Origin of the sequence: Methylobacterium sp. J-092 (assembly GCF_022829325.1) — a bacterium.
GTDB lineage: Bacteria > Pseudomonadota > Alphaproteobacteria > Rhizobiales > Beijerinckiaceae > Methylobacterium.
Genome location: NZ_JAKSXU010000067.1, coordinates 42,449 through 66,462 on the forward strand (window position 1 = coordinate 42,449; position 24,014 = coordinate 66,462).

21 protein-coding genes are annotated in these 24,014 nt (G+C 71.4%); 8 read left to right on the forward strand and 13 right to left on the reverse strand.

The features are described from left to right. Nucleotides 1-25 precede the first annotated feature (25 nt). Genes MKK60_RS06320 through MKK60_RS06330 form a run of 3 tightly spaced genes read right to left on the reverse strand, consistent with a single transcriptional unit; the run spans nt 26 to nt 5,617 of the window. Nucleotides 26-3,349 carry an error-prone DNA polymerase gene (locus tag MKK60_RS06320; RefSeq protein WP_243984449.1) on the reverse strand — a complete coding sequence of 1,108 codons (3,324 nt, stop codon included), beginning with the start codon at nt 3,347-3,349 and terminating at the stop codon, nt 26-28. Further along, on the reverse strand, nt 3,346-4,917 hold the full coding sequence (locus MKK60_RS06325) for a Y-family DNA polymerase (RefSeq protein WP_243984451.1): 1,572 nt from the start codon (nt 4,915-4,917) through the stop codon (nt 3,346-3,348). The genes MKK60_RS06320 and MKK60_RS06325 overlap by 4 nt, the downstream gene beginning before the upstream one ends. After that, nucleotides 4,841-5,617, reverse strand: coding sequence for an ImuA family protein (locus tag MKK60_RS06330; RefSeq protein WP_243984453.1), 777 nt, complete (start codon nt 5,615-5,617; stop codon nt 4,841-4,843). The genes MKK60_RS06325 and MKK60_RS06330 overlap by 77 nt, the downstream gene beginning before the upstream one ends. A gap of 239 nt (nt 5,618-5,856) precedes the next feature. Here MKK60_RS06330 and MKK60_RS06335 point away from each other — a divergent pair, with 239 nt between their 5' ends. Next, a complete protein-coding gene (locus MKK60_RS06335) occupies nt 5,857-6,711 on the forward strand; it encodes a collagen-like protein (protein ID WP_243984455.1) in 855 nt (284 codons plus the stop codon). A 182-nt stretch (nt 6,712-6,893) separates the two neighbouring features. Here MKK60_RS06335 and MKK60_RS06340 read toward each other — a convergent pair whose 3' ends face one another. Then, entirely contained in the window at nt 6,894-7,577 is a 684-nt protein-coding gene (locus MKK60_RS06340; RefSeq protein WP_243984458.1) for a spermidine synthase, read from the reverse strand. Beyond that, the gene (locus MKK60_RS06345) at nt 7,574-8,860 is read right to left on the reverse strand and encodes a TIGR03862 family flavoprotein (RefSeq protein WP_243984461.1); all 1,287 of its coding nucleotides are present in this window, start codon (nt 8,858-8,860) and stop codon (nt 7,574-7,576) included. The genes MKK60_RS06340 and MKK60_RS06345 overlap by 4 nt, the downstream gene beginning before the upstream one ends. Nucleotides 8,861-9,072: 212 nt before the next feature. On the opposite strand from MKK60_RS06345, the gene MKK60_RS06350 reads away from it, so the two are divergent. Beyond that, the gene (locus MKK60_RS06350; RefSeq protein WP_243984464.1) at nt 9,073-10,089 is read left to right on the forward strand and encodes a TerC family protein; all 1,017 of its coding nucleotides are present in this window, start codon (nt 9,073-9,075) and stop codon (nt 10,087-10,089) included. A gap of 9 nt (nt 10,090-10,098) precedes the next feature. On the opposite strand, the gene MKK60_RS06355 is transcribed toward MKK60_RS06350, so the two are convergent. The 4 genes from MKK60_RS06355 to MKK60_RS06370 all read right to left on the reverse strand — a co-directional run bounded on the left by MKK60_RS06355 (nt 10,099) and on the right by MKK60_RS06370 (nt 12,358). Then, nucleotides 10,099-10,386, reverse strand: coding sequence for a hypothetical protein (locus MKK60_RS06355; RefSeq protein ID WP_243984466.1), 288 nt, complete (start codon nt 10,384-10,386; stop codon nt 10,099-10,101). Nucleotides 10,387-10,426: 40 nt separating this feature from the next. Then, nucleotides 10,427-11,173: an N-acetylmuramoyl-L-alanine amidase gene (locus MKK60_RS06360; protein WP_243984468.1), complete on the reverse strand. Its 747-nt coding sequence runs from the start codon at nt 11,171-11,173 to the stop codon at nt 10,427-10,429. Then, entirely contained in the window at nt 11,170-11,913 is a 744-nt protein-coding gene (locus tag MKK60_RS06365) for a J domain-containing protein (protein ID WP_243984470.1), read from the reverse strand. Before MKK60_RS06365 ends, MKK60_RS06360 begins: the two co-directional genes overlap by 4 nt. A gap of 226 nt (nt 11,914-12,139) precedes the next feature. Beyond that, nucleotides 12,140-12,358, reverse strand: coding sequence for a hypothetical protein (locus MKK60_RS06370; RefSeq protein WP_243934587.1), 219 nt, complete (start codon nt 12,356-12,358; stop codon nt 12,140-12,142). 315 nt (nt 12,359-12,673) lie between these two features. Between MKK60_RS06370 and MKK60_RS06375 the strand changes: the two genes are divergently transcribed. The 3 genes from MKK60_RS06375 (at nt 12,674) to MKK60_RS06385 (ending at nt 16,125) form a co-directional block, all read left to right on the forward strand. Further along, nucleotides 12,674-13,285, forward strand: coding sequence for an urease accessory protein UreE (locus MKK60_RS06375; protein ID WP_147728379.1), 612 nt, complete (start codon nt 12,674-12,676; stop codon nt 13,283-13,285). 97 nt (nt 13,286-13,382) lie between these two features. Continuing rightward, the gene (locus tag MKK60_RS06380; RefSeq protein ID WP_243984472.1) at nt 13,383-15,125 is read left to right on the forward strand and encodes a hypothetical protein; all 1,743 of its coding nucleotides are present in this window, start codon (nt 13,383-13,385) and stop codon (nt 15,123-15,125) included. 145 nt (nt 15,126-15,270) lie between these two features. Beyond that, the gene (locus MKK60_RS06385) at nt 15,271-16,125 is read left to right on the forward strand and encodes a class I SAM-dependent methyltransferase (RefSeq protein ID WP_243984474.1); all 855 of its coding nucleotides are present in this window, start codon (nt 15,271-15,273) and stop codon (nt 16,123-16,125) included. Between the two features lie 10 nt (nt 16,126-16,135). Here the strand turns inward: MKK60_RS06385 and MKK60_RS06390 are convergent, their stop codons facing one another. The 4 genes from MKK60_RS06390 to MKK60_RS06405 form a co-directional block, all read right to left on the reverse strand. Further along, nucleotides 16,136-17,284 carry a glycosyltransferase family 4 protein gene (locus MKK60_RS06390; RefSeq protein ID WP_243984476.1) on the reverse strand — a complete coding sequence of 383 codons (1,149 nt, stop codon included), beginning with the start codon at nt 17,282-17,284 and terminating at the stop codon, nt 16,136-16,138. A gap of 31 nt (nt 17,285-17,315) precedes the next feature. Beyond that, nucleotides 17,316-18,626: a glycosyltransferase family 2 protein gene (locus MKK60_RS06395; protein ID WP_243984478.1), complete on the reverse strand. Its 1,311-nt coding sequence runs from the start codon at nt 18,624-18,626 to the stop codon at nt 17,316-17,318. A gap of 73 nt (nt 18,627-18,699) precedes the next feature. Continuing rightward, a complete protein-coding gene (glgX, locus tag MKK60_RS06400) occupies nt 18,700-20,820 on the reverse strand; it encodes a glycogen debranching protein GlgX (RefSeq protein WP_243984481.1) in 2,121 nt (706 codons plus the stop codon). A gap of 118 nt (nt 20,821-20,938) precedes the next feature. Further along, nucleotides 20,939-22,360: a trehalose-6-phosphate synthase gene (locus tag MKK60_RS06405; protein WP_147858801.1), complete on the reverse strand. Its 1,422-nt coding sequence runs from the start codon at nt 22,358-22,360 to the stop codon at nt 20,939-20,941. Between the two features lie 348 nt (nt 22,361-22,708). On the opposite strand from MKK60_RS06405, the gene MKK60_RS06410 reads away from it, so the two are divergent. Genes MKK60_RS06410 through MKK60_RS06420 form a run of 3 tightly spaced genes read left to right on the forward strand, consistent with a single transcriptional unit; the run spans nt 22,709 to nt 24,008 of the window. Continuing rightward, nucleotides 22,709-23,188: a hypothetical protein gene (locus MKK60_RS06410; protein WP_147841071.1), complete on the forward strand. Its 480-nt coding sequence runs from the start codon at nt 22,709-22,711 to the stop codon at nt 23,186-23,188. An 11-nt stretch (nt 23,189-23,199) separates the two neighbouring features. Beyond that, a complete protein-coding gene (locus tag MKK60_RS06415; protein ID WP_147727465.1) occupies nt 23,200-23,631 on the forward strand; it encodes a phage holin family protein in 432 nt (143 codons plus the stop codon). Then, nucleotides 23,628-24,008 carry a DUF3618 domain-containing protein gene (locus MKK60_RS06420; RefSeq protein WP_405043539.1) on the forward strand — a complete coding sequence of 127 codons (381 nt, stop codon included), beginning with the start codon at nt 23,628-23,630 and terminating at the stop codon, nt 24,006-24,008. The genes MKK60_RS06415 and MKK60_RS06420 overlap by 4 nt, the downstream gene beginning before the upstream one ends. The last annotated feature ends 6 nt before the right edge of the window (nt 24,009-24,014 follow it).

A 24,014-nucleotide genomic window follows, 5' to 3' on the forward strand; every position in this document is an offset into this window, starting at 1 on the left:
TGTCGAGGCTCGGCGCGCGGCGCCCTCAATGGAAATCCCGGCTGCGATAGGTCCGCCGGTCGGTGGGAGCCCCGAAATCGTTGGTCTCGGGTGGCAGGCGCACGCCGCCGGCGCGAAGCTCGAGCAACTCCTCCGTCAGGTCGCGGAACCGCTCGGCGACGAGGTGGACCACGCCCTCGGCCCGCTGCACCCGGCCCTGCACCGCGAGGAAGCGGGCGTTCATCGCGGCGCGGCGGTTGGCCTCGAACACCTTCTTCCAGACGATGACGTTGGCGATGCCGGTCTCGTCCTCGAGGGTCAGGAACACCACGCCCTTGGCGGTGCCGGGCCGCTGCCGCGTCAGCACCAGCCCGGCCACGGTGACGCGACCGTTCTGGGGAAAGCCGGGATCGTGGTGCTCGCGGGCCGGGACGGCGCCGATCCGGGCGAGCCGGGCGCGGAAGAACGCGACCGGGTGGCCCTTCAGCGAGAGCCCGGTGGCGGAATAATCCTCGGCCACCTGCTCGGAAGCCGGCATCGGCGGCAGCGCCACGGTCGGCTCGTCGCGGAAGAGCCCGTCGTCGGCATGGAAGGCGAAGAGCGGCAACGGCGCCTCCAGCAGGTGCGCGCGCCGGCCGAGGGCTTCGTCCGGCACGGGCTTGGCGATGCGACCGCCCTCCAGCGTCCGCACCATCCACAGGGCCGCCCGCCGGTCGAGGTCGAGGGAGCGGAACGCGTCGGCCTCGGCCAGCCGCTCCAGCGCGTTGCGGGGCAGCGCCAAGGCCGCCTGCAGGCCCTCGATGCTGGCATAGCCGTTGGCCCGCAACGCCACGAGCCGGCGCATCGCAGCCTGCGGCAGCCCGGTGATCTGCCGCAGACCGATCCGCACCGCGAGCCGCTTCGGCACCCCGGGCGGGGGAGCCTCCGCGGTTGGCTCCAGGGTGCAGTCCCAGTCGCTGGCGTTGACGTCGGGCCCGCGCACCTCGACGCCGTGGGCGCGGGCGTCGCGCACCAGCTGCGCCGGCTGGTAGAAGCCCATCGGCTGCGAATTGAGGATCGCGGCCAGGAACACGTCCGGGTGCCGGCATTTCAGCCAGGCCGAGGCGTAGACCAGCAGCGCGAAGCTCGCCGCATGGCTCTCCGGGAAGCCGTAGGTGGAGAACCCGCGGATCTGCGCGAAGCAGCGCTCGGCGAAGTCCCTCGGGTAGCCCCGTCCGGTCATCCCGCCGATGAACTTCTGCTCGAAGCCGCCGATCGTGCCGACGTGCCGGAAGGTCGCCATCGCCCGGCGCAGGCCGTCGGCCTCGGCCGGGGTGAAGCCGGCCGCGGTGATCGCGATTTGCATGGCGTGCTCCTGGAACAGCGGCACGCCGAAGGTCTTTTCGAGGACCTTCTCCAACTCGTTAGCCGGCCCGTGATCGGGGTGGGGGGCCGGGTATTCCACCGGTTCGGCACCCGACCGCCGCCGCAGGTAGGGGTGCACCATGTCCCCCTGGATCGGGCCGGGGCGGACGATCGCGACCTGCACCACGAGGTCGTAGAATGCGTTCGGCTTCAGCCGCGGCAGCATCGACATCTGCGCCCGGCTTTCGACCTGGAACACGCCGACGGAATCGGCCTTCGACAGCATCGCGTAGACCTCCGGATCCTCCGGCGGCAGGTCGGCGAGGGTCGGGTAGTCGAGGCCGTAGTCGCGGGCCAGGAAATCGAGCCCGCGGCGGATGCAGGTGAGCATGCCGAGCGCCAGCACGTCGACCTTCATCAGGCCGACCACGTCGATGTCGTCCTTGTCCCATTCGATGAAGGTGCGGTCGGGCATCGCGGCGTTGCCGACCGGCACGGTCTCGTCGAGCCGCCCGCGGGTCAGAACGAACCCGCCGACATGCTGCGACAGGTGGCGCGGGAAGCCGATCAGCGAGACCGCGAGGTCCACCGCCTGCCGGATCGCCGGGTTTCCGGGATCGAGGCCGGCCTGGGCCACGTGCTTGTCCGGCAGATCCTTGCCCCACGACCCCCACACGGTCTCGGCGAGCGAGGCGGTGATGTCCTCGGTCAGCCCCAGCACCTTGCCGACCTCGCGGATGGCCGAGCGCGGGCGGTAGTGGATCACCGTCGAGCAGATCGCCGCGCGCTCGCGGCCGTACTTGCCATAGAGGTACTGGATCACCTCCTCGCGGCGCTCGTGCTCGAAGTCGACGTCGATGTCGGGCGGCTCGTCGCGGTTCTCGGAGATGAAGCGGGCGAACAGCAGGCGGATCTGGGTCGGGTCGACCGCGGTGATGCCGAGGCAGAAGCACACGGCGGAGTTGGCGGCCGAGCCGCGGCCCTGGCACAGGATGCCCCGGCCGCGCGCGAACTCCACGATGTCGCGGATGGTGAGGAAGTACTGCGCGTAGTGCATCTTCGCGATGAGGGCGAGCTCCCCATGAAGGGTCCTCTCGATGTCCTCGGGGACGCCGTCGGGGAAGCGCCAGCGCGCGCAGTCCCAGACCCGTTCCTCCAGGTAGTCCTGAGGCGTCCGGTTCGGCGGCACCGGCTCCTCGGGGTACTCGTAGCTCAGCATCCCGAGGGAGAAGCCGCAGGCCTCCGCGATCTCGACCGTGCGGGCGAGCGCCTCCGGATGGTCGGCGAACAGCCGCGCCATCTCCGACGGTGGCTTGAGATGGCGCTCGGCGTTGGCTTCCAGGCGGTAGCCGGCCTCCGCGAGGGTGCAGCCCTCGCGGATGCAGGCGATCACGTCCTGCAGCGGACGCCGGTCGGGATGGTGGTAGAGCGCGTCGGACACCGCGACCATCGGCGCGCCGAGGCGATGCCCGAGTTCGGCGAGGAGGCCGAGACGCCGGCGCTCGTCGCCGCGGTGGCGGTGGCTGGCACCGAGCCAGACCCTTCCGGGGGCGGCGGCTGCCAGCGCCTCGACCCGGGCGGAGAAGGCCGCGGGCGGCACCAGCCGCCGGCCGGGGGGCATCGCGATGAAGACCTGGCCCTCGGCCGCCTCCAGCATCTCCGCGAAGGAGAAGCGGCATTCGCCCTTGCGCGCCCGCCGGTTGCCCGAGGACAGCAGCCGGCACAGGCGGCCGTAGCCCGCCCGATCCATCGGGTAGGTCACCGCCTCGAACCCGTCCTCGGTGACGAGCCGCACCCCCGGCAGGAACGGGATGTTCCAGATGTCCTTCGCGCCCGGTCGCTCCGGCTTCACCCGCGCCGCCGCATAGGCGCGGACCACCCCGGCGAGGGTGTTGCGGTCGGCGATGCCGATGGCGCGGAGCCCGTAGGCGATCGCCTGCTCGACGTATTCCTGCGGATGCGAGGCGCCGCGCAGGAACGAGAAGTTGGTCGAGACGGCCAGTTCCGCGTAAGCCGCCGCCGTCACGCGAACAGCCCGTGCACGAACCAGGCGGCCGGCCGGTCGGCCAGGTTCGGGCCGTCGCGGTAGAGCCAGAGCCGGCGGCCGGATTCGCACTCGACGACGTAGTAGTCGCGCGGGACGCCGGACTCGCGCCACCATTCGGGCTCGATCCGTTCCGGCCCTTCCGAATGCGCGATCCGATGGAGGCGGGAGCGCCAGCGGAAGCGGCGCGGCGGCCCCTCCGGCACCAGGGCGATCACATCCTCGGCCGCCTCGCCGCGGTCGAACAGCACCAGCGGCCGGGGACCGATGCCGGCATCGGGATCGGGCCAGTGCAGGACGACGCGCTCGATGCGCCAAGGTTCGGTGCGCCAAGGTTCGGTGTGCCAAGGGGCGATGCGGTCGGCGCGCTCGGGCACGTGGCTCGCACGGGGGCTCAGGCGGATCACGGGTCGGCCGAAGCGCTGGCGCAGGGCGTCGGCGAGGCCGGCGGTCCGGTCGTCCTGAGGGGCGGGGCCGGTGGCGAGGGTAGCCTGGCGGCCGGGCATCGGGCCGGTGGCGGACACGTCCAGGCGGACCGTCTCGAAGCCGAAGCCGGCATCCAGGCCAGAGCCGAGCCGGTCGAGCCGAAGCTGCAGCAGGCGCGCGACATGGTCGGGGCTGCGGCTCGGCTCGGACAGGCCGAGGTCGAGGGCGCGCACCACGTCGTCGACCCGGTGCAGCGACAGGCGAAAGCCGCGGGCGCCGAGCCCGTCCGCCTCGAGGCGCGGCGCGATCTCGGCCATCAGCCGCCGCACCGTGGCGACGATGATCTCCTGGCTGCCGATCGGATCGAGGAAGCCGCGGGCGGCGCCGTAGCGCACGGGCTCCGTGACCGGGACGAGCGGCTCCGGCCGGCACCCGGCCGCCTGGTCGAGGCGAACGAGCAGCGCCGCGCCGAAGCGGCGGGCCAGCGGCGGGCGCGGCGCGTCGAGGACGGCGCCGATCCTGCGCAGGCCGAGCCGCTTCAGGGCGACGGCGACGGCTGGCTCGCAGCGCAGGGCCTCGACGGGGAGGGGCCTCAGGGCCTGCTCGGTCCTCTCCGATGGGACGCACATGGTCTCGCCGCGCCCGTATCGCGCGAGGGCGAAGGCCGCGCCGGGCGTGTCGGCGAGCGCGATCCGTGCCGGGATCCCGGATCGCGCGAGGCGCGCGGCGAGGTCCGCGACCAGATCGGCTTCGCCGCCCAGGAGGTGGGCCGCCCCCGTGACGTCGAGGTACAGGCCGTCGCAGGCCTCGGCCGGGCCGAAGGGGACGACGCACGGCGTGTAGCGCTGCGCCCAGAGGCAGAGCCTGGCGAACGCCGCCGCGTCGGCGGCCGGATCGGCCGGGTAGACGTGGAGCGGGGTCGAGATCCGCGCCCGCACGCGGCCCAGCGGCTCGCCGCGTCGCAGGCCGAGGGCGGCTGCGGCGGGGTTCACGGCGGTGAGCCGCAGGCCGCCGGCCCCGGCGGCGGCGATCACCAGGGGGACGCCGTCATCCGGCGCGGCTCCCGCGCGCATCAGGCGCGCGACGGGCCAGTCCGTCAGGCAGATCGAAACGATGCGCGGCATGATCCCACTCCAGGAGCCAGTCGCCCGGCCGGCCGTTGCGGCAGCGGTCGAGCCGTGCGCGCCAACGGGGACGCAGGGTGCAGCCGAACCGGTCGCGCGCCGCGCCGCCGGCCGCGATCCGCCAGCGCGTCGCCGCGCCGTTCGGCAAGTCGGCCCGGCCGGGCCGCAGGATGAGGAGCAGGGGCGGCGCGGTGCCGAAGGATCCGGCGGCCAGCTGCAGGCGCCGGCCCGGCTTCAGCGGAAGCCCATCCGCGACGAGCCCGGCCACCGCCGCGAGGTGCCCGGCGCGCAGCGTCTCCTCGAGGGCACCGAACACGGAGGCGTCGGCCTCGGCCTCCAGCAGCAGCAGGCGCCCCGGATCGAGCCCGAGCCCGGTGAGGCCGTGGCCGTAGGGGATGGGATGGCCGGGGGCGACGACGAGGAGGGCGTCGCCCGCCCCCCGCGCGAGATGGCGGGCGACCAGGGCCAGCACGAAACCGAGGGCCGAGGCTTCGTCGCCCGCGCCCTCCGGGGCGACCTCGTGCAGGAGGCCGAGGCCGAGGCCTCCGCCGGGAAGCCGCGCGTCGAGGTCGGCGACGCCCAACGGCAGCACGCCGCCCGCGCCGGGGCGCCGCTCCGCGTCGAGGCGGGCCCGCAATTCCGCGAGCCGTTCCGCCGTGGACGGTCCCTGCTCATCCGGCTCGTCACGCGACCGCTCCATCCCGTCCCAGCTCCGACATGACGTCAGATAGGAACAAAACAAGAACACTTTCAAACGGTTTCGCACCGCCCGAAAATAGTCCCGCCGGGGCAGCAGCTTGGCCTGTGGACGGGTGTGGAAGGGTGTGGAAGGGTGTGGATCGGCTCCATTTGAAGGCGGCCATGGCCAGGGTTGACCCCGGTGGCAGCCGGGCGGCAATGTCCCGCCGCCGCGCGATCCGGCGGCGGGGAATGTTCGACATGATCCTTCATCGCGCGCGCTTCGCCACGCTGATCGCCGGATGCCTCGTCCTCGCCGGCGGCGCGCAGGCCCAGCAGCCGGCGGCGCCGGGACTCGATGCGCCCGCCGCGTCCGCACCGGCCCGCCAGCGTGCGCGTCGGGCTCAGGCGCCGTCCCAGCCGATCATGGTCTACGACGCCCGCATCGAGGCCGGCGACCTGCGGATCTCGGGTTCGGTGCGCAAGGGCGGCGCCGTCGTCGTGATGGACGAGGACGTGTCGGTGATGGCCGATTCCCGCGGCCGCTTCCTGTTCCGTCTGCCCTACCGACCGGGCAGCTGCGTCGTATCGCTGAAGAGCAACGAGGACGAGCGCGAGGCCGTGATCGCCAACTGCGCCCCCGAGGGACAGGCCGGCGCCAAGGGCGAGACCGGGGTGCGCGGCGAGCCCGGCCCGCAGGGCGTGGCGGGGCTTCCCGGCCCGGCCGGACCGGCGGGCGAGGCCGGCCCGAAGGGCGAGACGGGTCCCAGAGGCGAGACGGGTCCTAAGGGCGAGACGGGTCCGAAAGGAGAGGCGGGCCCCAGAGGCGCGGCCGGCCCCCAGGGAGATGCGGGACAGAAGGGGGAGGCCGGCCCGGCGGGACCTGCCGCCGCCGCGCTCCCTGCCGCGGCCCCCGCAACGCCGTTCCGGGCGGTACGGAGCGAGACCTGCCCGGCCACCGGCTGCGAGATCGCCTGCGCGGGCGGCGAGGTCTTCGTCTCGGCCTACTGCCTCAAGGCCGGCACCCCGGTCTTCTCGCAAGGCACCGACGGGACGGCGACCGCCTCCTGCCCACCGGAAGCCGCCGGCATGGTCGGGTTCTGCGCGCGGATGTGACGGTCGCGTCACCGGATCGATCACGCGAGGCACGGCGCGCTCCCTCTTCCAGAGGGGCGGGGTGAGGGGCGTGACTTCTCCGCAAAGCTCACGCCCCTCAACCTGTCCTTCTCCTTATGGGAGATGGGACCCGCGCTTCGAACCGTCCGGTCGGTCGCGGAGGGGAAGGAGCCATCCGGGCCTCAGCCACGGCCGGAACGTACGGCGAGCCAGATCACGTGGCGGGCGCCACCCTTTCGGCCGTTGGCGCGGGTGGCGACCTCCTCGACGCTCAAGCCCGCATCGTGCAGGCGGCGGCCGAAGCTGCGGTCCGGCCCCGCGGACCAGACCGCGAGGATCCCGCCCGGACGCAGGGCGGCATAAGCGGCGCCGAGGCCGGCCGGATCGTAGAGCCGGTCGTTGGAGGCCCGCGTCAGGCCGTCCGGCCCGTTGTCGACGTCGAGCAGGATCGCGTCCCAGGCGGCCGGACGCTCGCCGATCGCGCCCGCCACGTCCACCTCGCGCAAGGTTACGCGGGGATCGTCGAGGATGCCGTCGAACACGCCGGCGAGGGGTCCGCGCGCCCAGGCGGCCACAGCGGGCACGAGCTCGGCCACCGTCACCGCCGCTCCGGGAGGCAGCGCACCGAGCGCGGCGCGCAGGGTGAAGCCCATGCCGAGCCCGCCGATCAGCACGTGCGGCGCCCTGCGCGATGCGATCCTGCCGCAGGCCAGGGTCGCCAGCGCCTCCTCCGAGCCGCTGAGCCGGCTGTTCATCAGCTCGTTCTGGCCGAGCATGATCGCGTACTCGGTGCCCCGCCGCCGCAGCCGCAGGGTGCCGCCGTCGCCGGGGATCGAAGCGGTGTCGAGGTTCTCCCAGGGGATCATGCGGCGCTCACGTCCTCTCGTCCGGCAAGCCACGCCGCCATCCCGGCCGCCGCCGCCCGACCGCTGCTGATCGCGCCCTGGAGCAGGTAGCCGCCGGTGGGCGCCTCCCAGTCGAGCATCTCGCCGGCCACGAACAGGCCCGGCCGCTTCCGAACCATGAAGCCCGCATCGAGCCCGTCGAAGCCGACACCGCCGGCGGTTGAGATCGCACGCTCGATCGGAGCCATCGCGTGCAGGCGCAACGGTGCGGCCTTGATCAGCCCGGCGAGCGCATCCGGGTCGGCCGGCAGCGCGACGCCCGCAGCCTCGCGCAGCACCCCTGCCGCCGCCGGCGACAGGCCGGCCCCCTTGCGCAGGCGGGTCGCCATCGATTCGCCGGGCCGCGGGTCTGACAGCCGGTCAGCGAGGGCGCTCGTGCTGAGGTCGGGACGCAGGTCGAGCACGAGGCGGGCGGCGCCCTTGCCTCCCGCGTCCTTCCCGCTCCTGTCCTGGCGCTCGATCATCGCGCGCAGGGCCCGCGACACCGCGTAGATCGCACCGCCCTCGATGCCGTCGGCGGTGATCAGCGCCTCCCCCCGCACGATCACGCCGTCGGCGGTCAACCCGATCCGCTTCAGGGGCTGCCCGGCGAAGCGCTCGCGGAAATGGTCCGACCACGCCACCGCGAAGCCCGCATTGGCCGGGCGCAGGGGCGCGACGGCGACGCCGAGATTCGCCAGCATCGGCACCCAGGCTCCGTCAGAGCCGAGGCGGGGCCAGCTCGCGCCGCCGAGCGCCAGCAGCACCGCCTTCGGCCTCGTCCAGCTCTTCCCCTCCGGCGTCTCGAACACCAGGGTGCCGTCCTCGACGGCCACGAGCCGGTGCCGGGTGCGGATACCGACGCCCGCGCCCTCGAGGCGGCGCAGCCAGGCCCGCAGAAGGGGCGAGGCCTTGAACGCCTTCGGGAACACCCGCCCGCTCGATCCGACGAAGGTCGGCTCCCCCAAGCCATCGCACCAGGCCCGCAACGCATCCGGCGGGAACGCCGCGATCGCCCCGGCCAGGCTGCCAGACGGGTGGTAGCGCCGCAGGAAGTCCGGGACGGGCTCGCTGTGGGTCAGGTTCAGGCCCCCGCGGCCGGCGAGCAGGAATTTCCGGCCGACCGACGGCATCCGGTCGTAGATCGCGACCCGGTGCCCGGCCGCGGCCAGCACCTCGGCCGCCGCCAGCCCGGCGGGGCCGCCGCCGACGACCGCGACCTCGTTCGGGGAGGCGTCGTCCTGCGCCACGTCGTCGTCTCGCATGTCCATCGCAGCGGAAGGCGTCCGATCGTCCCCGCTGTCAAGGCATGCCTGCATGGACCGGCATCGCTCGAGCCCGCCCTTGATTCGCCGCGTTCGGGTCTTTAACTGCCGCTCATCGGCTGCGGGCCCCTCTGGCGGGATGCTCTCTCAAGATGCTTCCGTGATGTCGGAGCCGATGCTTTCCTTGCAAAAGAAGCATCACGGTCCCGCTCATGGTCGATTTCCTGTACGTCGAGTGGCTCGGCAAGCCGATCTGGATGTGGCTCGGGTTCCACGCCCTTGTCGCCGCCCTGCTCGCCTTCGATCTCGGCCTGCTCCATCGCGACAAGGAGCACGAGATCGGCGTCAAGGAGAGCCTTCTCCTCACCGCCTTCTACTTCAGCCTCGGCCTCGCCTTCGGCGGCTGGATCTGGTGTTACCTCGGCGCGCAGCCCGCCCAGGAATACGTCACCGGGCTCGTGGTCGAGAAGTCGCTGTCGATGGACAACGTCTTCGTCATCGCGGTCATCCTGTCGGCGCTCGGCATCCCGCTCGCCGCCCAGCACAGGGTGCTGGTCTGGGGCATCCTCGCCGCGGTGCTGCTGCGCGGGCTGATGATCGGGCTCGGCGCCGCCCTGGTGCATCAGGCCGCCTGGGTGCTGTCGCTGTTTGCCGCCTTCCTGATCTATGCCGGCCTGAAGATGCTGTTCTCCAAGGAGGAGGACGCCGGCGACTTCCAGGATCACGCCGCCGTGCGGTGGCTCAGGGCGAAGCTGCGGATCACGCCCGAGCTTCACGGCCAGCATTTCCTGGTGCGGAAGACCGATGCCAGGACCGGCAAAACCGCCCTGTGGCTCACTCCGTTGGCGCTCGCCCTGGTGCTGGTGAACGGCGCCGACGTGATCTTCGCGGTCGACAGCGTGCCGGCGATCTTCGCGATCACGACCGACACCTTCGTGGTCTACACCTCGAACATCTTCGCGATTCTCGGCCTTCGCGCGCTCTACTTCGCGCTGGCGGCGATGGTCGATCGCTTCGCCTACCTCAAGACGGCGCTCGCCTTCATCCTGATCTTCATCGGCACGAAGATCGTCGTCGCCGACACCTTCGGCCTCGTCCACGTGCCGCCGTGGGTGTCGCTGGCGGTGACCGTGGTGCTGCTGACGATCGGCATCCTCTACAGCCTGTGGCGCACACGGGGCGAGGCGCATGCGGATGCGCGCGAAGCCGAGCTCCACGGCCGGGCCTGAGCCCGAGGGTCAGCCGCCCCGGCGGTAGACGCCGCTGAAGCTGACGTTCATGCTGCCGCAAACCATGTCGCGGCAGGCGGGCGCGAGGCTCGGGCAGGTGGGGTCCGCATCAGCCGACTCGAGGAATGGCACGCGCCCCTCCGACACGACCCGTGTGATTTGGAGCGGCCGGCCGAGATCCGGCAGGTTCGGACGGGTCGCAGCGGGCGCAGCCGAACTCATCGACGCCGTCCCGCCCGCATTCTGGGCCGAGGCCGGGGCGGCGAGGGCGGCCGGCAACGCGAGTCCGGCCGACATGGGAGGGAGGCGATCCGGCGATCGCGCCCTGACGGCCGTCTCAGCTTGGCCGCGACGCGATCAGGTCGCGCAGGGTGGTGATGGTGGAGGCGTCGGCGATGCCGTCGACCCGCGCCTGACGGAAATGGCGCTGGAACGCGGTGACGACGTCCCGCATGTGGCGATCGAATGTGCCCGTCACCGGCTGCTCGTAGCCGTAGAGCGCGAGCATCGCCTGCAGCGCCTCGATCGGCTGCCCGGCATCGCCTTCGGCGAAGAAGCGCCCGTCGCGCATCGGCACTTCCGGCACGTGATGGCCGACGCCGTCCGCCGCGAGCCGGCCCCAAGGGAAAGTCTCGCCCGGATCCTCCTTGCGGCCGGGCGCGACGTCGGAATGCGCCAGCACCCGGTCGGCCGGGATCGCCCAGCGCGAGACGATGTCGCGCGCGAGCGCTGTCACGGCGGCGATCTGCGCCTCCGGGTAGGGCGGCAGGCCGCCGGCATGGCCGGGATGGACGATCTCGATGCCGAGCGAGCGAGAGTTCACGTCGCGCTCGCCGCGCCAGGACGCCCGCCCCGCATGCCAGGCCCGGCGGCTCTCCGGCACCATCTGCCAGATCGCGCCGTCCTCCAGCACGACGTAATGGGCCGAGACCTCGGCGATCGGGTCGGCGAGCCGCTGCATAGCGGCGGCCGCGCTCGTCATGCCGGTGTAGTGCAGGATCAGCATGTCCGGCCGCGGGCCGAGGCGCTCGGCGTGGTTCGGCGAGGGCTGGATGCGGGTGGCGAGCGGACTGTCCGGTGTCATGGCGAACCGCCCTCCACCGCGGCGGCGCCTTCCGCGAGGATCCTGTCGTGGGCCGCGTTGATCGCGGCGAGGCGCTTGGTGGCGATCGCCACCGCCTCGGGCGGCAGGCCGCGGGCGATGGCGCGGTCGGGGTGGTTCTCGGCGACGAGCTGGCGGTGGCGCGCCTTCACCGCAGCCGGGTCGGCGCCGTGCTCGAGCCCGAGGACGAGGTAGGGGTCGTCGGCCAGCCGCACGTGCCGGGCGGCGATGCGGCGGAACGCGGCGTCGTCGAACCCGAAGATCTCGGCCACCGCGCGGAGATAGGCCTCCTCCGCCTGATGGATCGCGCCGTCGGCGGTGGCGATGTGGAACAGGCCGTCGAGGACGTCCTCGAGCAGCGACGGCTCGTCGTGGAAGGCGTTGGCGAGCTGCCGCGCATAGGCCTCGTAGCCGTTGGTCGTCCGCTTCGCGAGGTCGAACAGCCGGGTGACGCGGGCGCGCTCCGCCTCGCCGACCTGCACGACCTTGCCGAAGGCCTCGACCTCGGACGGGGTCACCACGCCGTCGGACTTCGCCATCTTGGCGGCGAGCGCGACGAGGCCGGTGGTGAAGACCACGTCGCGCGGCATCGGCCCGAACAGCGCACCCTCGCGGTCGACGAGGTAATGGCCGGCGAGGCCGCCGACGAGCCCGCCGAGCGGGCCGCCGATGGCGAGGCCGATCCCGGCCCCGCCGATCTTGCCCCAGATCCCCGAGCTCATCGGGACCCGGCGGGGATGTTTCGGAGATGCGGAACGGTCACCGGCAAGCCTCTTCGCGGTGCCGCCGGGGACCCTGACGGGATCCGGCGACGACAAGCCGCCGGGGATACAGGCTCGACCGGAAACGCGGAAGGGCCGGAGCGCTCGGCTCCGGCCCAGACCTGAAACGAAGAAAGGGCCGGAGCGCTCGGCTCCGGCCCTTCGACGTTCGGTCGGCGGCGGGGCCTCAGCGGCAGTACACGTCGCCGTAGGCGTCGCGGTAGGTGCCGTAGGGGCAGCGCGGCGCGGTGGAGGCGCCGACGATGGCGCCGCTCGCGCCGCCGATCGCGGCACCGGCGAGGGCGCCGAGACCGGCGCCGCCGAGGGCGCGGTCCTGCGGCGTGTTGCAGGCGCCGACCGAGAGGGCGAGGGTGCCTGCGAGGGCGACGGCGATGAGCTTCTTCATGAGTCCGTGACTCCCTTGTGCATCCGGTCCGGCATTTCGCCGTGGTGATAGTGCGGTCCGAGCTTAGCCTTATCGGCCATGAAATGCACTTGCCACGGCCAAGGTTCCGTCGAGATCGGCGACGGGCACCGGAAAGCTGGGCTCGGCCCGACCTCGTGCCGGCGACCGCGATGACTGGCCGCGCCGCGGTTCCCGTGGCCGGCCGCGCGCGAATGGGCCTCGGCACGGCGCATCGTGCGGGGTAAGAGCCTGCGGATGCGGGTTCCGCGAGGCCCGAGCCTCGTTCCTTCCGATCACCGCCTGAGAGAGGGTGCCATGCCGAGAGCCACCACGATCGTCCGCAAGGCCGCGGTCCGCCCCGACGCGGTCGTCGACACGATCAGCCTCGATCATGCCGGGCGCCAGGCGCAGCACGGACACCTCCACAGCGCCGGCGGCCTGCACATCGACCTCGCCCTGACCAAGGCCGCCGGGCTCGAGGACGGCGACGCCCTGCGCCTCGACGACGGCCGCCTGGTCGCGGTCAAGGCCGCCCCGGAGGCGCTGCTGGAGATCCGCGCCGAGAATCCGGCCCGCCTGATCCGCCTCGCCTGGCAGCTCGGCGGCAATCACGTCCCGGCCGAGATCGGCGCCGAGGTGCTCCACGTCCCGGCCTCGCCGGCCACGGCCGAGCTCGTCCGCGGCCAGGGCTGCACCGCGAGCCCGGTCGACCGCGCCTTCCGGCCCGAGCGCATGGCGCATGACCACAGCACCTGCGGCCACGACCATTCGCATGATCACCACGATCACGCGGCCCACGCCGATCGCGACCATGGCCACGACCACACGCACGCGGACGATCGTGGCCACGATCACCACGCGCACGATCCCGCGCCCCACGATCACGCGCCCCACGTGCATGGCCCCGGCTGCAGCCACGATCACTGACACGCCCCGCCGCCGACCGCGCCGGCCGACGACGCTTCACGGGATCGCAAGCCTCGCCTGCGATCCTGATACGGCGACGAGGGATCGAGGTCGGGACGTGAAACCAGCGCAAGCGCCGTCGACGTCGCTGCGCGACCGGATCGCGGGATCGGACCCGCTTCGGCGCGCCCTCCTCGCTTGTACGGCCGTGATGCTGGCGGCCGCGCTCGGCCTGCCGCAGGTTCTCGCGCTCCCGCCGACGATCACCAACTACTTTTTCGTCACCGACGCGTTGTGGCTCACCGGCATCGCCTTCATCCTCGCGCTGGGGGCGACCGTCACGATCCCGGAAGGCCTCGGGCGCTGGGTGCGCCTCGCGCAGGCGCCGGCACGCAGCATCGGGATCGTCGCGTTCCTCGTCGTGCTCGTTACGCTAATCGGAACGTTCGTCGTGTTCCACGGCGTTCCGTTGTCCTACGACGAGGTGATGGCCGACTTCGATGCGAAGGTGTTCCTCGGCGGGCACCCGATCGCGCCGATCGCGCCGGAATGGCGGCACAGCGTGCCGGCGCTGGCGACGAGCTTCGTGCTGCCGGTGCCGAATGATGCGGCCTGGGTCTCCGCCTACCTGCCGGTCAACGCGGTTTTCCGCGCGTCCTTCGCCCTGTTCGCATCGCCGACGCTCACCGGCCCGGTTCTCCTCGCGGTCGCCGTTCTCGCGCTCGCCGGGATCGCACGCCGCCTGTGGCCCGATCGGCCGGACGCCGCCCTCGTCGCGGTCTTGATGCTGGCCACGAGCCCGCAGGTGCTCATAGCGGCAATGACGCCCTACGCGATGACCGCGCATCTGGCGCTCAACCTCGTCTGGCTGCAGCTCTTCCTGCGCGGCGGACGCCTCGGGCATGGCGGCGCGATCGCGACCGGATTCCTCGCCTGCGGCCTGCATCAGGTGATCTTCCATCCGCTCTTCGCGCTGCCGTTCCTGGTCGGGCTCATCACCGGCCGGCGCTGGCGCCTCGCCGCCCTCTATCTCGCCGCCTATGCCGCCATCGGGGCCTTCTGGACGCTGTACTGGCACGGCCTCCTGGTCGCGACGGGCTACGCCGGGCAGGGCGAGGCGGTCGGCGGCGGCTTCATGGTCGAGCGCGTCGCCATGCTGCTGCGGGATTTCGAGTGGCGCGGCCTGGAGACCATGGCGATGAACGTCGTCCGCTTCGCCGCATGGCAGAGCCCGCTCCTCCTGCCGCTGACCGCTTTGGCCTGGCCGGCGATCCGTCGCGGCGAAGGTCTCGCCCGCCCGCTCGCGGCGGGCCTCTTCATCACGGTCGGAGCGATGTTCGTCCTGCTTCCCTACCAGGGGCACGGATGGGGCTACCGCTACCTCCACGGGCTGATCGGCAATGCGAGCCTGCTCGCGGCCCACGGGTGGATCCGCATCACCGGGACACCGGCCCCGCACCGGCGAAGCGTGGCCGCCGCCATCCTCGGCCTCGGCTGGATCGCTGCCGTGCTGATCCTGGTGCCCGGCCGCGCCCTCGAAGCGAACCGCTTCGCCGCACCCTATGCGAAAGCCGTCGAGGCCATCGCCCGGTCGCCGGCCGACATCGTCCTCGTCGACGATGCGAACCTCGTCTACGGCATGGATCTCGTCCGCAACGACCCGTACCTGCGTGAACGCCCGACCGTGCTTCTCCTGCGCCGGCTGTCGACGGAGAAGCTCGCCGAACTCTGCGCCACTCGGACGATCGCGCTGTTCGGACAGACCGAAGGCGCTCGGTTCGGCATCGCCCTCGCGCAGGAACTTACGGCGCCCGCGGTCCCGGCCATACCCTGCTCGGTGGCTGCCGTGCCCGTCCCCTAAAGGCGCGAGGCAGGCGCCGGCTCGCGTTCCGAGTGCCGCCGGTCGTCAAGGCGACGGCCCCCCGGGAAAGCCCCTTACGCCGTTTCGGGCGGGATCGTTAACCAAGGTGACCTAATTCCCGGTTCCCTTCGGAGTTGCCCATCCCGTGATCGAACGCACGCTCCTTCGCGACTTCATGGCGGCCTACCCCGCACAGCCGGCGACCGCGTTCTGGCGTGCGATCGAGATCGGCGCCCTTGTTCGGCACGGCCTGCCCGAGGGGACAGGCCTGGACTTCGGATGCGGCGACGGCATTCTGACGGACATCTTGCTTCGACATGCCGGCTCGCGGCCCCTGATCGGCATCGATATCGATCCGCTGGAGATCGCCGCCGCACGGCGATTCCCGTTCTACGAACGACTGCACCACAGCCCTGACGGATCGGTTCCGGAGCCGGACGGCAGCCTTGACTTCGCCCTCTCGAACTCGGTGCTGGAACACGTCGACGACCTCGATGCAGCCTTGGCCGAGATCGCGCGTGTCCTGAAACCCAAGGGACGCTTCTTATTCACGGTGCCGGCTCCGGCCTTTCGCGACCTTCTCGCCGGGAGCGTGCTTCCCGGTGCGGATCGCGAAACCTATCTGGCGACCCTCGACCGGCGGATCGCGCACCGAAGTTATCTGGATGGGCCGGCTTGGACGAAAACGTGCTCGGCCCACGGCCTCGATGTGGAAGCTTGCGAGACGTATCTCGAGGGCCGGCAGGTCCGACGCTGGGAGAACCTGTCGCGGATGACCGGTGGCCTGCTCTATACGATTCTGGGCGAACGTAGCCGGCCGATCGAGATCCAGCGCGACCTTGGACTGCGTGACCCGACACGACCCCGCCAGTGGCCGGCCCCGATCGCGAGCCTCCTCGGCAATATTGCGGCCTTCGGCATCGATCTCGCGCCGCCGCGTGACCAGCCGCTCGCTCCCGATGCAGCGGCATGCCTTCTCGTCTTCGGAACGCGGGCATAACAGGTCGGATCTACCCGGCCGGGTCCGCACGGTAGGAAGCGACCACCCGATCGAGGGACGATGCCAGCGACAGGCTGGACGCGTGGCACCCGAACCAGGCGGCCGTTGACAAGCGAAGCGTATGACCGGCCGCCGCGACGCGCAGGATCGCCTCGGCCAAGGCTTCGGGCGATGCGCTATCGGCGACGAACCCGTTGACGCCATCCTCCACCAGTTCCGTCGCAGCGTTGTCCGCTCCCCGGACGAGGATGCTCGGCGTGCCGAGGGCGGCTGCCTCGACCACTACGAGGCCGTATCCCTCCCGCTCGGACGGATGAATGAGGCAGAGCGCGCGCGCGAGATGTTCGGTCATCGTCTCGGCGGACACGAAGCCCGGCACGTCGATGCGATCCCCGAGACCCTCCCGATCGACAGCGTCGAGCACCTCGCCCCGTGCCGGTCCGTCGCCGAGGATGAGGGCACGCAGGTCCGGCCGCTCCGCGACGGCCAGGGCGAGCGCCGGGACGATCGCGGCAGCCCGCTTCTCAGGAATATGGCGGCCAGCGAACAGGACGACGGGATCCGCGCGGGACGGCTCCCGAGACGTCGGCAACTGCGCGCAGAGCCCACGAAGGATCTCCGGCCGAGCCCGCAGCCCCTGCGCCGTCAGGCGTCGCGCGACGAGGATGGAGAAGCAGAAGGCATTCTGGGGCAAGCGCAGGCAGAGTCCCTGAACGAGCCACCCGATGCGACCGCCCAGCCGGCCGAGGTAGCGCGTCCAATAGGAGAACGACCAGAATTCGAACCAATCCACCGATACGCGATAATGATGGATCGGCTGCAGGAGGCCGATGGCGAGTAAGGAGAAATACGGGAAAGACGCGGTATGGATCGCGTCGTAGCGTCGCCCGTGGCGGAGCAGATGCCATAAAACGCCGAGGCCGAAGACGATGGGCGGCAATACCCTGCGGTTGCCTCCGGCCCCGTAGAGAGCCATCCGCGGGCCGACCGCAACGACGTCCACGTTCGGGACCTGCGCAGTCTCCCCCTCGGGCCATTGACGCAGCGTGAGATAGGTGACGCGGTGCCCCGCCGCCGCCAGAGCGTCGCCGAGATTGCGGTACCAGCGCTCGGCGCCGCCGATCGTGTGCGGGTAGAGGCAATCGTAGACGAGGCACACGTGCCGCTTTGTCTGAGCGGCCGCCACGCGCCTAAGCCGCACGGCGCGAGCTACGCTTGCCGATCCGATCGGGATCAACCTCGTTCGAGGCGCCTTCGATCAAGTTGGAAGACTTGTCACGAGCGAGAAACGCCGCCTCGTTGCCACCGATGACGGCGAGGAGGAAGCCACCGAGCCCGGTCTGCGTTCCGACGACCAGCAGCGAGGTGCCGACGACGGCGGGCAGCATCGTTCCGATTGGGCCGTAGCCGTTGTGTGACCAATAGCCGACGACGCCGAGAAGGACTGCCAGCCCCGCAGCGAAGCAGGCGGTGCCCCCGGCGAGCATCGTCTCGAGGGACACCCAGCGCGACCACCGAACGAGCGAAGCCGCTGGCCGGCGATACCCGGCGCGCACCCCGTAGAGGTGCGTGGCCGCGGCCAGCAGCGCCGTGCTATGGCCGAGGCCGACGAGGGCGCCGGCGAGGATGACCCAGTAGTTGCCGAACAGGATCTGGGTCGGCTCCGCGACGAACAGGCTGATCCCAGCGGCCAGCAGGATGAGCAGGCCCGCGCCGCCCATCACGCCTGCCGGGACCGCGAACGCCCAGGTCGGGCTCAGCATCAGCAGGTAGCGCAGGTGGCGCCAGCCGTCGCGCCAGGGGCGCAGGTGCGGCGGGCGGCCGCGCACGTCGCGCGAGAGCGTGGCCGGCACCTCGGCGATGCGCTCGCCCTTCAGCGCCGCCTTGATCACCATCTCGCTGGCGAACTCCATGCCGCTGCCGCGCAGCGCCAAACGCTTGACGCAGCCCTTGGTCAGCGCCCGCAGGCCGCAATGCGCGTCGTCGACGCCGGTGCGGAACAGCAGGTTGAGGATGCCGGTGAGCACCGGGTTGCCGATGTAGTGGTTCTTCCACGGCATCGCGCCGGGCGCGATCCCGCCGCGGAAGCGCGAGCCCATGCACAGGTCGGCGCCTCCCTGCAGAGCCCCGACCATCGCGACGGAGTCGCGGAAATCGTAGGAGCCGTCGGCGTCGCCCATCACCAGGTAGCGCCCGCGCGCCGCCTGGAAGCCGCCGGCGAGGGCCGCGCCGTAGCCGCGCTCCGCGACCGGCACCACCCGCGCGCCGAGGCTTTCGGCCATAGCCTGGCTGCCGTCGGTACTGCCGTTGTCGGCGATGACGATCTCCCCGGCCAAGCCTTCGGCGGCGAGGGTTTCGAGGGCGGCGCGCGCGCTGGCGATCGCGGTCGGCAGGGCACGCACCTCGTCGAGGCACGGCATCACGATCGAGACGTCGATCGTGCCTGCCGCCGCGTCGGCGGCGATCTCCCGGTCCTGCCCGCCCCGGTCCTGCCCGCCCATGCCGCTTCCACCCGCGTCTCGCCCGGGCGGCAGGATGGTTTGCAAAGCGTTGCGATTCGGTTTCGGCGGCCGCTCAGGCGCTGACGAAGCGGCCCGACGCTCGCGCGGGTCGGGCATCGGCCTCGGCCAGCACCAGGATCGCGCGGCCGGGCAGCGGCACGATCGCGTCCGCCGCGTGCGCGGCGGCGTCCGGTGCGACCGCGCCGGTCGCGGCGGTGGTATCGAGGACCGTCTGCCACGGGCCGCCGATCACCGCGGCGAGGCGGAAGTCACAGGGCTCGGGATCGGCATTGATCAGGATCAGGATGCGGCCGTGATCGAGGTCGTTGCCGATCTGCATCCCGAAGGCGCGACGGCTCTCGTCGGCCCAGGCGTCGGAATTCATCTCCGCGCCGCAGGGCGAAAGCCAATGCACGTCGCGCAGGGTGCTCCCGGGGGCGATCGGCGTGCCGTCGAAGAACTGTCGACGGCGAAGGGCCGGCCTTTCCCGACGCAGGCGCGTGAGGTTCGAGACGAAGGCGCCGAGATCCGGGTCGGGATCGGTCGACCAGTCCATCCAGCTCGTCGGGTTGTCCTGGCAATAGGCGTTGTTGTTGCCGCGCTGCGTGCGCGAGCGCTCGTCGCCCATCAGCAGCATCGGCACGCCCTGCGCCAGCATCACGGTGGCGAGCAGGTTGCGCTTCTGGCGGGCGCGGGTGGCGAGGATCGCCGGGTCGTCGGTCGGCCCCTCGACGCCGTAGTTGCGCGAGACGTTGTGGCCGTGGCCGTCGCGGTTGTCCTCGCCGTTCTCGGCGTTGTGCTTCTCCTCGTAGGCGACCACGTCGGCGAGCGTGTAGCCGTCATGGGTCGCAGCGAAGTTGATGCTGGCGAGCGGCGAGCGGCCCGACGGCGCGAACACCTCGCGCGAGCCGGTCAGCCCCTGGGTCAGCTTGGCCAGCTGGCCGGCATCGCCGCGCCAGAAGCCGCGGGCGGCGTCGCGGAACTGGTCGTTCCACTCGCTCCAGCCGCGCGGATATCCGCCGAGGCGATAGCCGTTCTCGCCGAGGTCCCAGGGTTCGGCGATCATCTTCACCCGCGCCAGCACCGGATCCTGCGCCACCGCCTGGAAGAATGCGGCCTCGGCCGAGAATGCGGAGGGCGCCCGGCCAAGGCTGGTGGCGAGGTCGAAGCGGAAGCCGGCGATGCCGTAGGCGGTCGCCCAGTGGCGCAACGAATCCAGCACCATCTGCATCACCCGCGGGTGGGCGACGTCCAGGGTGTTGCCGCAGCCGGTGCAATCGACGTCGCGGCGGGGATTGTCGGGGTCGAGCTTGTAGTAGCTGGCGTTGTCGATGCCACGGAACGACAAGGTCGGCCCGGTATGGCCGGCTTCGGCGGTGTGGTTGTAGACCACGTCGAGGATCGTCTCGATGCCGGCGGCGTTCAGCTCGCGGATCGCCGCCTTCAGGCCGCCGAGGCCGCCGTCGCCGAGATAGCGCGGATCGGGCGCGAAATAGCCGAGCGGCGAGTAGCCCCAGAAGTTCACCAGCCCCTTGTCGACCAGGAAGCGATCGTCGGCGAAGGCCTGGATCGGCAGCAGCTCGAGCGCGGTGACGCCGAGCTTCCACAGGTGCTCGACGATCGCCGGATGGGCCAGCGCCGCGTAGGTGCCGCGCTCGGCCTCCGGCACGGCCGGATGGGTCATCGTCAGCGCCTTGACGTGCGCCTCGTAGATCACCGTCTCGGAGAGCGGGCGGCGGATCGGCTGCAGCGCGAGGTTCGGAACCTCCGGCGCGGTGACGACCGATTTCGGCATGTAGACCGCGCTGTCGCGCCGGTCGATCTGATCCTCGCGTTGCAACCCGCGGCGGTGACCGTACAGGGCGTCGTGCCAGCGGATCCGTCCGCGGATCTCGCGGGCATAAGGGTCGAGGACGAGCTTCGACGGATTGAAGCGGTGGCCGCGCGCCGGCTCCCACGGCCCGTGCACCCGGTAGCCGTAGAGCTGGCCCGGCAGGACGCCGCGGAGGTAGCCGTGCCAGATGTCGTCGCTGCGGCAGGGCAGGCGGATCGTGCGGCTCTCGTGGCGCTCGCCCGGCTCGAACAGGCAGAGATCGACCGCCGTCGCGTGCTCGGAGAAGAGCGCGAAGTTGACGCCGCGCCCGTCGAAATGGGCGCCAAGAGGCGCCGGCACGCCGTCGTCGACGGCGATCATGCGTGATTGCGACACTGGATGGTCCCCCCGGCCCGGAGCCGGTGTGGACGCATCCGCGATCCCGGATCAAGCCACCGGGCCGCATGGGGCGTGGAGAACGACGACGTCCGCCCCGAGATCACTCCGCCGCGGCGGCCGTCGTCGGCGGCTCGCGCTCGACGGTGCGGAAGTTCTCGAGCTCCGAGAGGAAATTGCGCGCCCACCAATCGACATCCTCGCGGGTCATGCGCTCGACCATCGGTTTCCAGCGCTCCAGGCGCTCGCTGCGCGGCATGTACAGGGCCGTCCGGATCGCCTCCGCGACCTCGAAGCGGTCGTAGGGGTTCACCATCAGCGCTTCGGGCAATTGCCGTGCCGCACCGGCGAATTTCGAGAGCACGAGCACGCCGGGATCGTCCTCGCTCTGGGCGACGACGTATTCCTTCGCCACGAGATTCATGCCGTCGCGCATCGGCGTCACGAGGCCGACGCGGGCGGCGCGATACAGCCCGGCCAGAACCGGCCGCGGATAGGCCTTGGTGACGTACTGGATCGGCGTCCAGGCCGGGTCGCCGAGCGCGCCGTTGATCTCGCCGACCGTCTCGTTGACGGTGCGCGAGAGCTGCTCGTATTCCGGCACCTCGCTGCGGGACTTCGGCGTGATCTGGATGTAGGTGACGTTGCCGCGCTGGTCGGGGTTCGAGGCGAAGAAGCGCTCCACCGCCTCCATCCGCTCGGGCACGCCCTTGGAATAGTCGAGCCGGTCGACGCCGATCAGCAGCTTGCGGGTGCGCAGGCCCGCCATCGTCTCGCGCACCACCTTGTTCGAGCCCGCCTTCTCCGCCGCGTCCTTGAAGCCGGCGACGTCGATGCCGATCGGGAAGCTGCGGATCCGGGTCCGGCGCCCGTCGACCATCAGCGAGCCGCCGCCGAGCGGGATCGCCCGCAGGGTGTCGATCAGGTTGCGGGACAGGTTCTGCACGTCCGGGTCGGTCTGCAGGCCGATCAGGTCGTAGTCGGCGATGGCGCGGAGCAGGTCGTTGCTCGCCGGCAGCGTGTTGAACACGTCGGCGGCCGGCCACGGGATGTGGTGGAAGTAGCCGATCGGGTTGGCGAGGCCGAGGCCGCGAAGCTCGGCGGCCATCGGCAGCAGGTGGTAGTCGTGGACCCAGATGATGTCGTCGGGCTCGACGAGCTTGGCGAGCGCCCGCGCAAAGATGCGGTTGACGCGGCAATAGCCGGCATAGTCCGAGCGCGAGAACGCCCCGAGACCGAGCCGGTAATGCATGATCGGCCACAGCGCCCGGTTGGCGAAGCCGGCGTAGTATTCCTTGTGATCCTGCGGCGAGAGGTCGACCACGGCGTACTGGACGCGGTCCCGATCGATCAGCGTCGGTTCCTCGGAGGGCTCCTCGCTGATGTTGCCGCTCCATCCGAACCAGAGACCTTCGTAGGCGGTGAAGGCCTCCTTCACGGCGACGGCGAGGCCGCCGGCGGCGACCGCCTTGCCGCCTTCTTCCGGAACCGCAACGCGGTTCGATACGATCACAAGGCGTGCCACTCAGGTGGGCTCCGGATCCTCAAGCGCGCCGGCGTGGAACGCGCAACGTCAACGTTTCTTGCCATCGTGAACGCGCGAGAGGTCGGCGCGATCCGTAGCGTTAGCCAAGCGCGAATGACTGCCGCGGGTCAAGCGATCGTTTGCGGCCGTCACGACGAAATCCGGGGCCTGTCCCCGCATCCGTCCCCGCCGCGCGGGGCGGCGGAGGCAGGAGCGAACCTTGGCCGATCGCCCCTGAACGGAGGCTGAGCCGCGGATGTGCCGTCGTCCCCGGAACCCCCGGACGTGGACGATGTTACTCAGGCGAACATCGCCCCGCTAAGACCCCGTGTTCGAAGGAGTCCCCTCATGGCCGCGTCCGAGATCCCCCACCCCGATCCGGCCAAGGCCGCAGCCAGCGAGCAAGCGGAGTGGCGCGGCCTGAAGGGCGACGTCGAGGGGTTGGCCGACGTCGCGGCCGAGCGCGGGCGCGGCCTGATGGATGCAGCTCGGGTTCAGGCGCAGACCTTCGTCGAGGGCCGCAAGAACGACGCCGCGCAGTCCGTCCACGATCTCGCCAAGACCCTGCGCGATTCGAGCAAGGACTTCGAGGATCGCCCGAACATCAAGGCGTTCTTCGACAGCGCCGCTGACGGCCTGAGCCAGCTCGGCGGCTCGATCGAGTCGCGCAGCTTTGCCGACTTCTACGGCGAGGCCGAGGCCTTCGCCCGCCGTGCACCGGTTGCGGTCGCGGTCGGAACGTTCGTCGCCGGCTTCATCGCCGCGCGCTTCATCAAGTCGTCGAGCCTGCCGCCGGAAGGCGACGCCCGCGACAGCTTCCGCGCGTGAGCGGCCCGGCCATGTCGACCGGATCGCAGACCCCACCCCCCGGCTCCTCCGGTGCATCGCCCGCCGGCAGCATCCAGAGCCTCATCGGCGACGCGCTGCGCGAGACCAACGACCTCGCCCGCAAGGAGATCGCCCTGTTCCGCGCCGAGATGGCGCGGAACGTCCGCTCGCTGATCATCGGCATCGTCTGTCTCATGGCTTCGGCCGTCTTCTCCGTCGTCGCCCTGCTCGTGCTGATCGGCGCCTTCGTGAAGTGGCTGGCGACGATCGTCGGCTCGGAATGGCTCTCGGCCCTCATCGTCGGCGGCGTCCTCCTGGTCGTCGCGATCGGGATGGCGCTGTGGGGACGCAGCGCCCTGTCGTTCTCGACGCTCACGCCCACCCGTACCGGCCGGCAGGTCCGCCAGGACGCCCGCGCCCTTTCCGAGAGAGTGTCCGGATGAGTTCGATGAACGAGATGGAGCGGGACATCGAGGAGAGCCGCGCGCGCCTCGACGAGACCATCGACCGCATCCAGGGCCGCCTCTCGGTGTCCAGCCTCGTCGACGAGATGCTCGGCAACGCCCGCCGCGCACCCGCCGTCAGCGGTGCCTACGACGGAGCGCTCGAGGCGGTCCGCCGCAATCCGGTTCCCGTCCTGCTGATCGCCGCCGGCGTCGGCTGGCTGCTGCATCGGATGTCCCAGGACGCGACGCGCCGCCGGACGCAGGCTTCGGCCGAGCGCGTCCCGGTGCTCAATGACGGGGCGGCCCGGGTCTACGATCCGGATCTGCCCACCCGCCAGCCGAAACCCTCGCTGATGGACGAAACCCGCGCCTGACGGGCC

Excerpts from the sequence above, each read along its gene's own strand:
- MKK60_RS06340 (WP_243984458.1), bottom strand. The coding sequence starts at position 7,577 with ATGATCCCCTGGGAGAACCTCGACACCGCTTCGATCCCCGGCGACGGC.
- MKK60_RS06375 (WP_147728379.1), top strand. The coding sequence starts at position 12,674 with ATGCCGAGAGCCACCACGATCGTCCGCAAGGCCGCGGTCCGCCCCGAC.
- MKK60_RS06410 (WP_147841071.1), top strand. The coding sequence starts at position 22,709 with ATGGCCGCGTCCGAGATCCCCCACCCCGATCCGGCCAAGGCCGCAGCC.
- MKK60_RS06350 (WP_243984464.1), top strand. The coding sequence starts at position 9,073 with ATGGTCGATTTCCTGTACGTCGAGTGGCTCGGCAAGCCGATCTGGATG.
- glgX (WP_243984481.1), bottom strand. The coding sequence starts at position 20,820 with ATGATCGCCGTCGACGACGGCGTGCCGGCGCCTCTTGGCGCCCATTTC.
- MKK60_RS06335 (WP_243984455.1), top strand. The coding sequence starts at position 5,857 with ATGATCCTTCATCGCGCGCGCTTCGCCACGCTGATCGCCGGATGCCTC.
- MKK60_RS06395 (WP_243984478.1), bottom strand. The coding sequence starts at position 18,626 with ATGGGCGGGCAGGACCGGGGCGGGCAGGACCGGGAGATCGCCGCCGAC.
- MKK60_RS06365 (WP_243984470.1), bottom strand. The coding sequence starts at position 11,913 with ATGAGCTCGGGGATCTGGGGCAAGATCGGCGGGGCCGGGATCGGCCTC.
- MKK60_RS06345 (WP_243984461.1), bottom strand. The coding sequence starts at position 8,860 with ATGCGAGACGACGACGTGGCGCAGGACGACGCCTCCCCGAACGAGGTC.
- MKK60_RS06355 (WP_243984466.1), bottom strand. The coding sequence starts at position 10,386 with ATGTCGGCCGGACTCGCGTTGCCGGCCGCCCTCGCCGCCCCGGCCTCG.
- MKK60_RS06420 (WP_405043539.1), top strand. The coding sequence starts at position 23,628 with ATGAGTTCGATGAACGAGATGGAGCGGGACATCGAGGAGAGCCGCGCG.
- MKK60_RS06325 (WP_243984451.1), bottom strand. The coding sequence starts at position 4,917 with ATGCCGCGCATCGTTTCGATCTGCCTGACGGACTGGCCCGTCGCGCGC.
- MKK60_RS06330 (WP_243984453.1), bottom strand. The coding sequence starts at position 5,617 with ATGGAGCGGTCGCGTGACGAGCCGGATGAGCAGGGACCGTCCACGGCG.
- MKK60_RS06360 (WP_243984468.1), bottom strand. The coding sequence starts at position 11,173 with ATGACACCGGACAGTCCGCTCGCCACCCGCATCCAGCCCTCGCCGAAC.
- MKK60_RS06415 (WP_147727465.1), top strand. The coding sequence starts at position 23,200 with ATGTCGACCGGATCGCAGACCCCACCCCCCGGCTCCTCCGGTGCATCG.
- MKK60_RS06370 (WP_243934587.1), bottom strand. The coding sequence starts at position 12,358 with ATGAAGAAGCTCATCGCCGTCGCCCTCGCAGGCACCCTCGCCCTCTCG.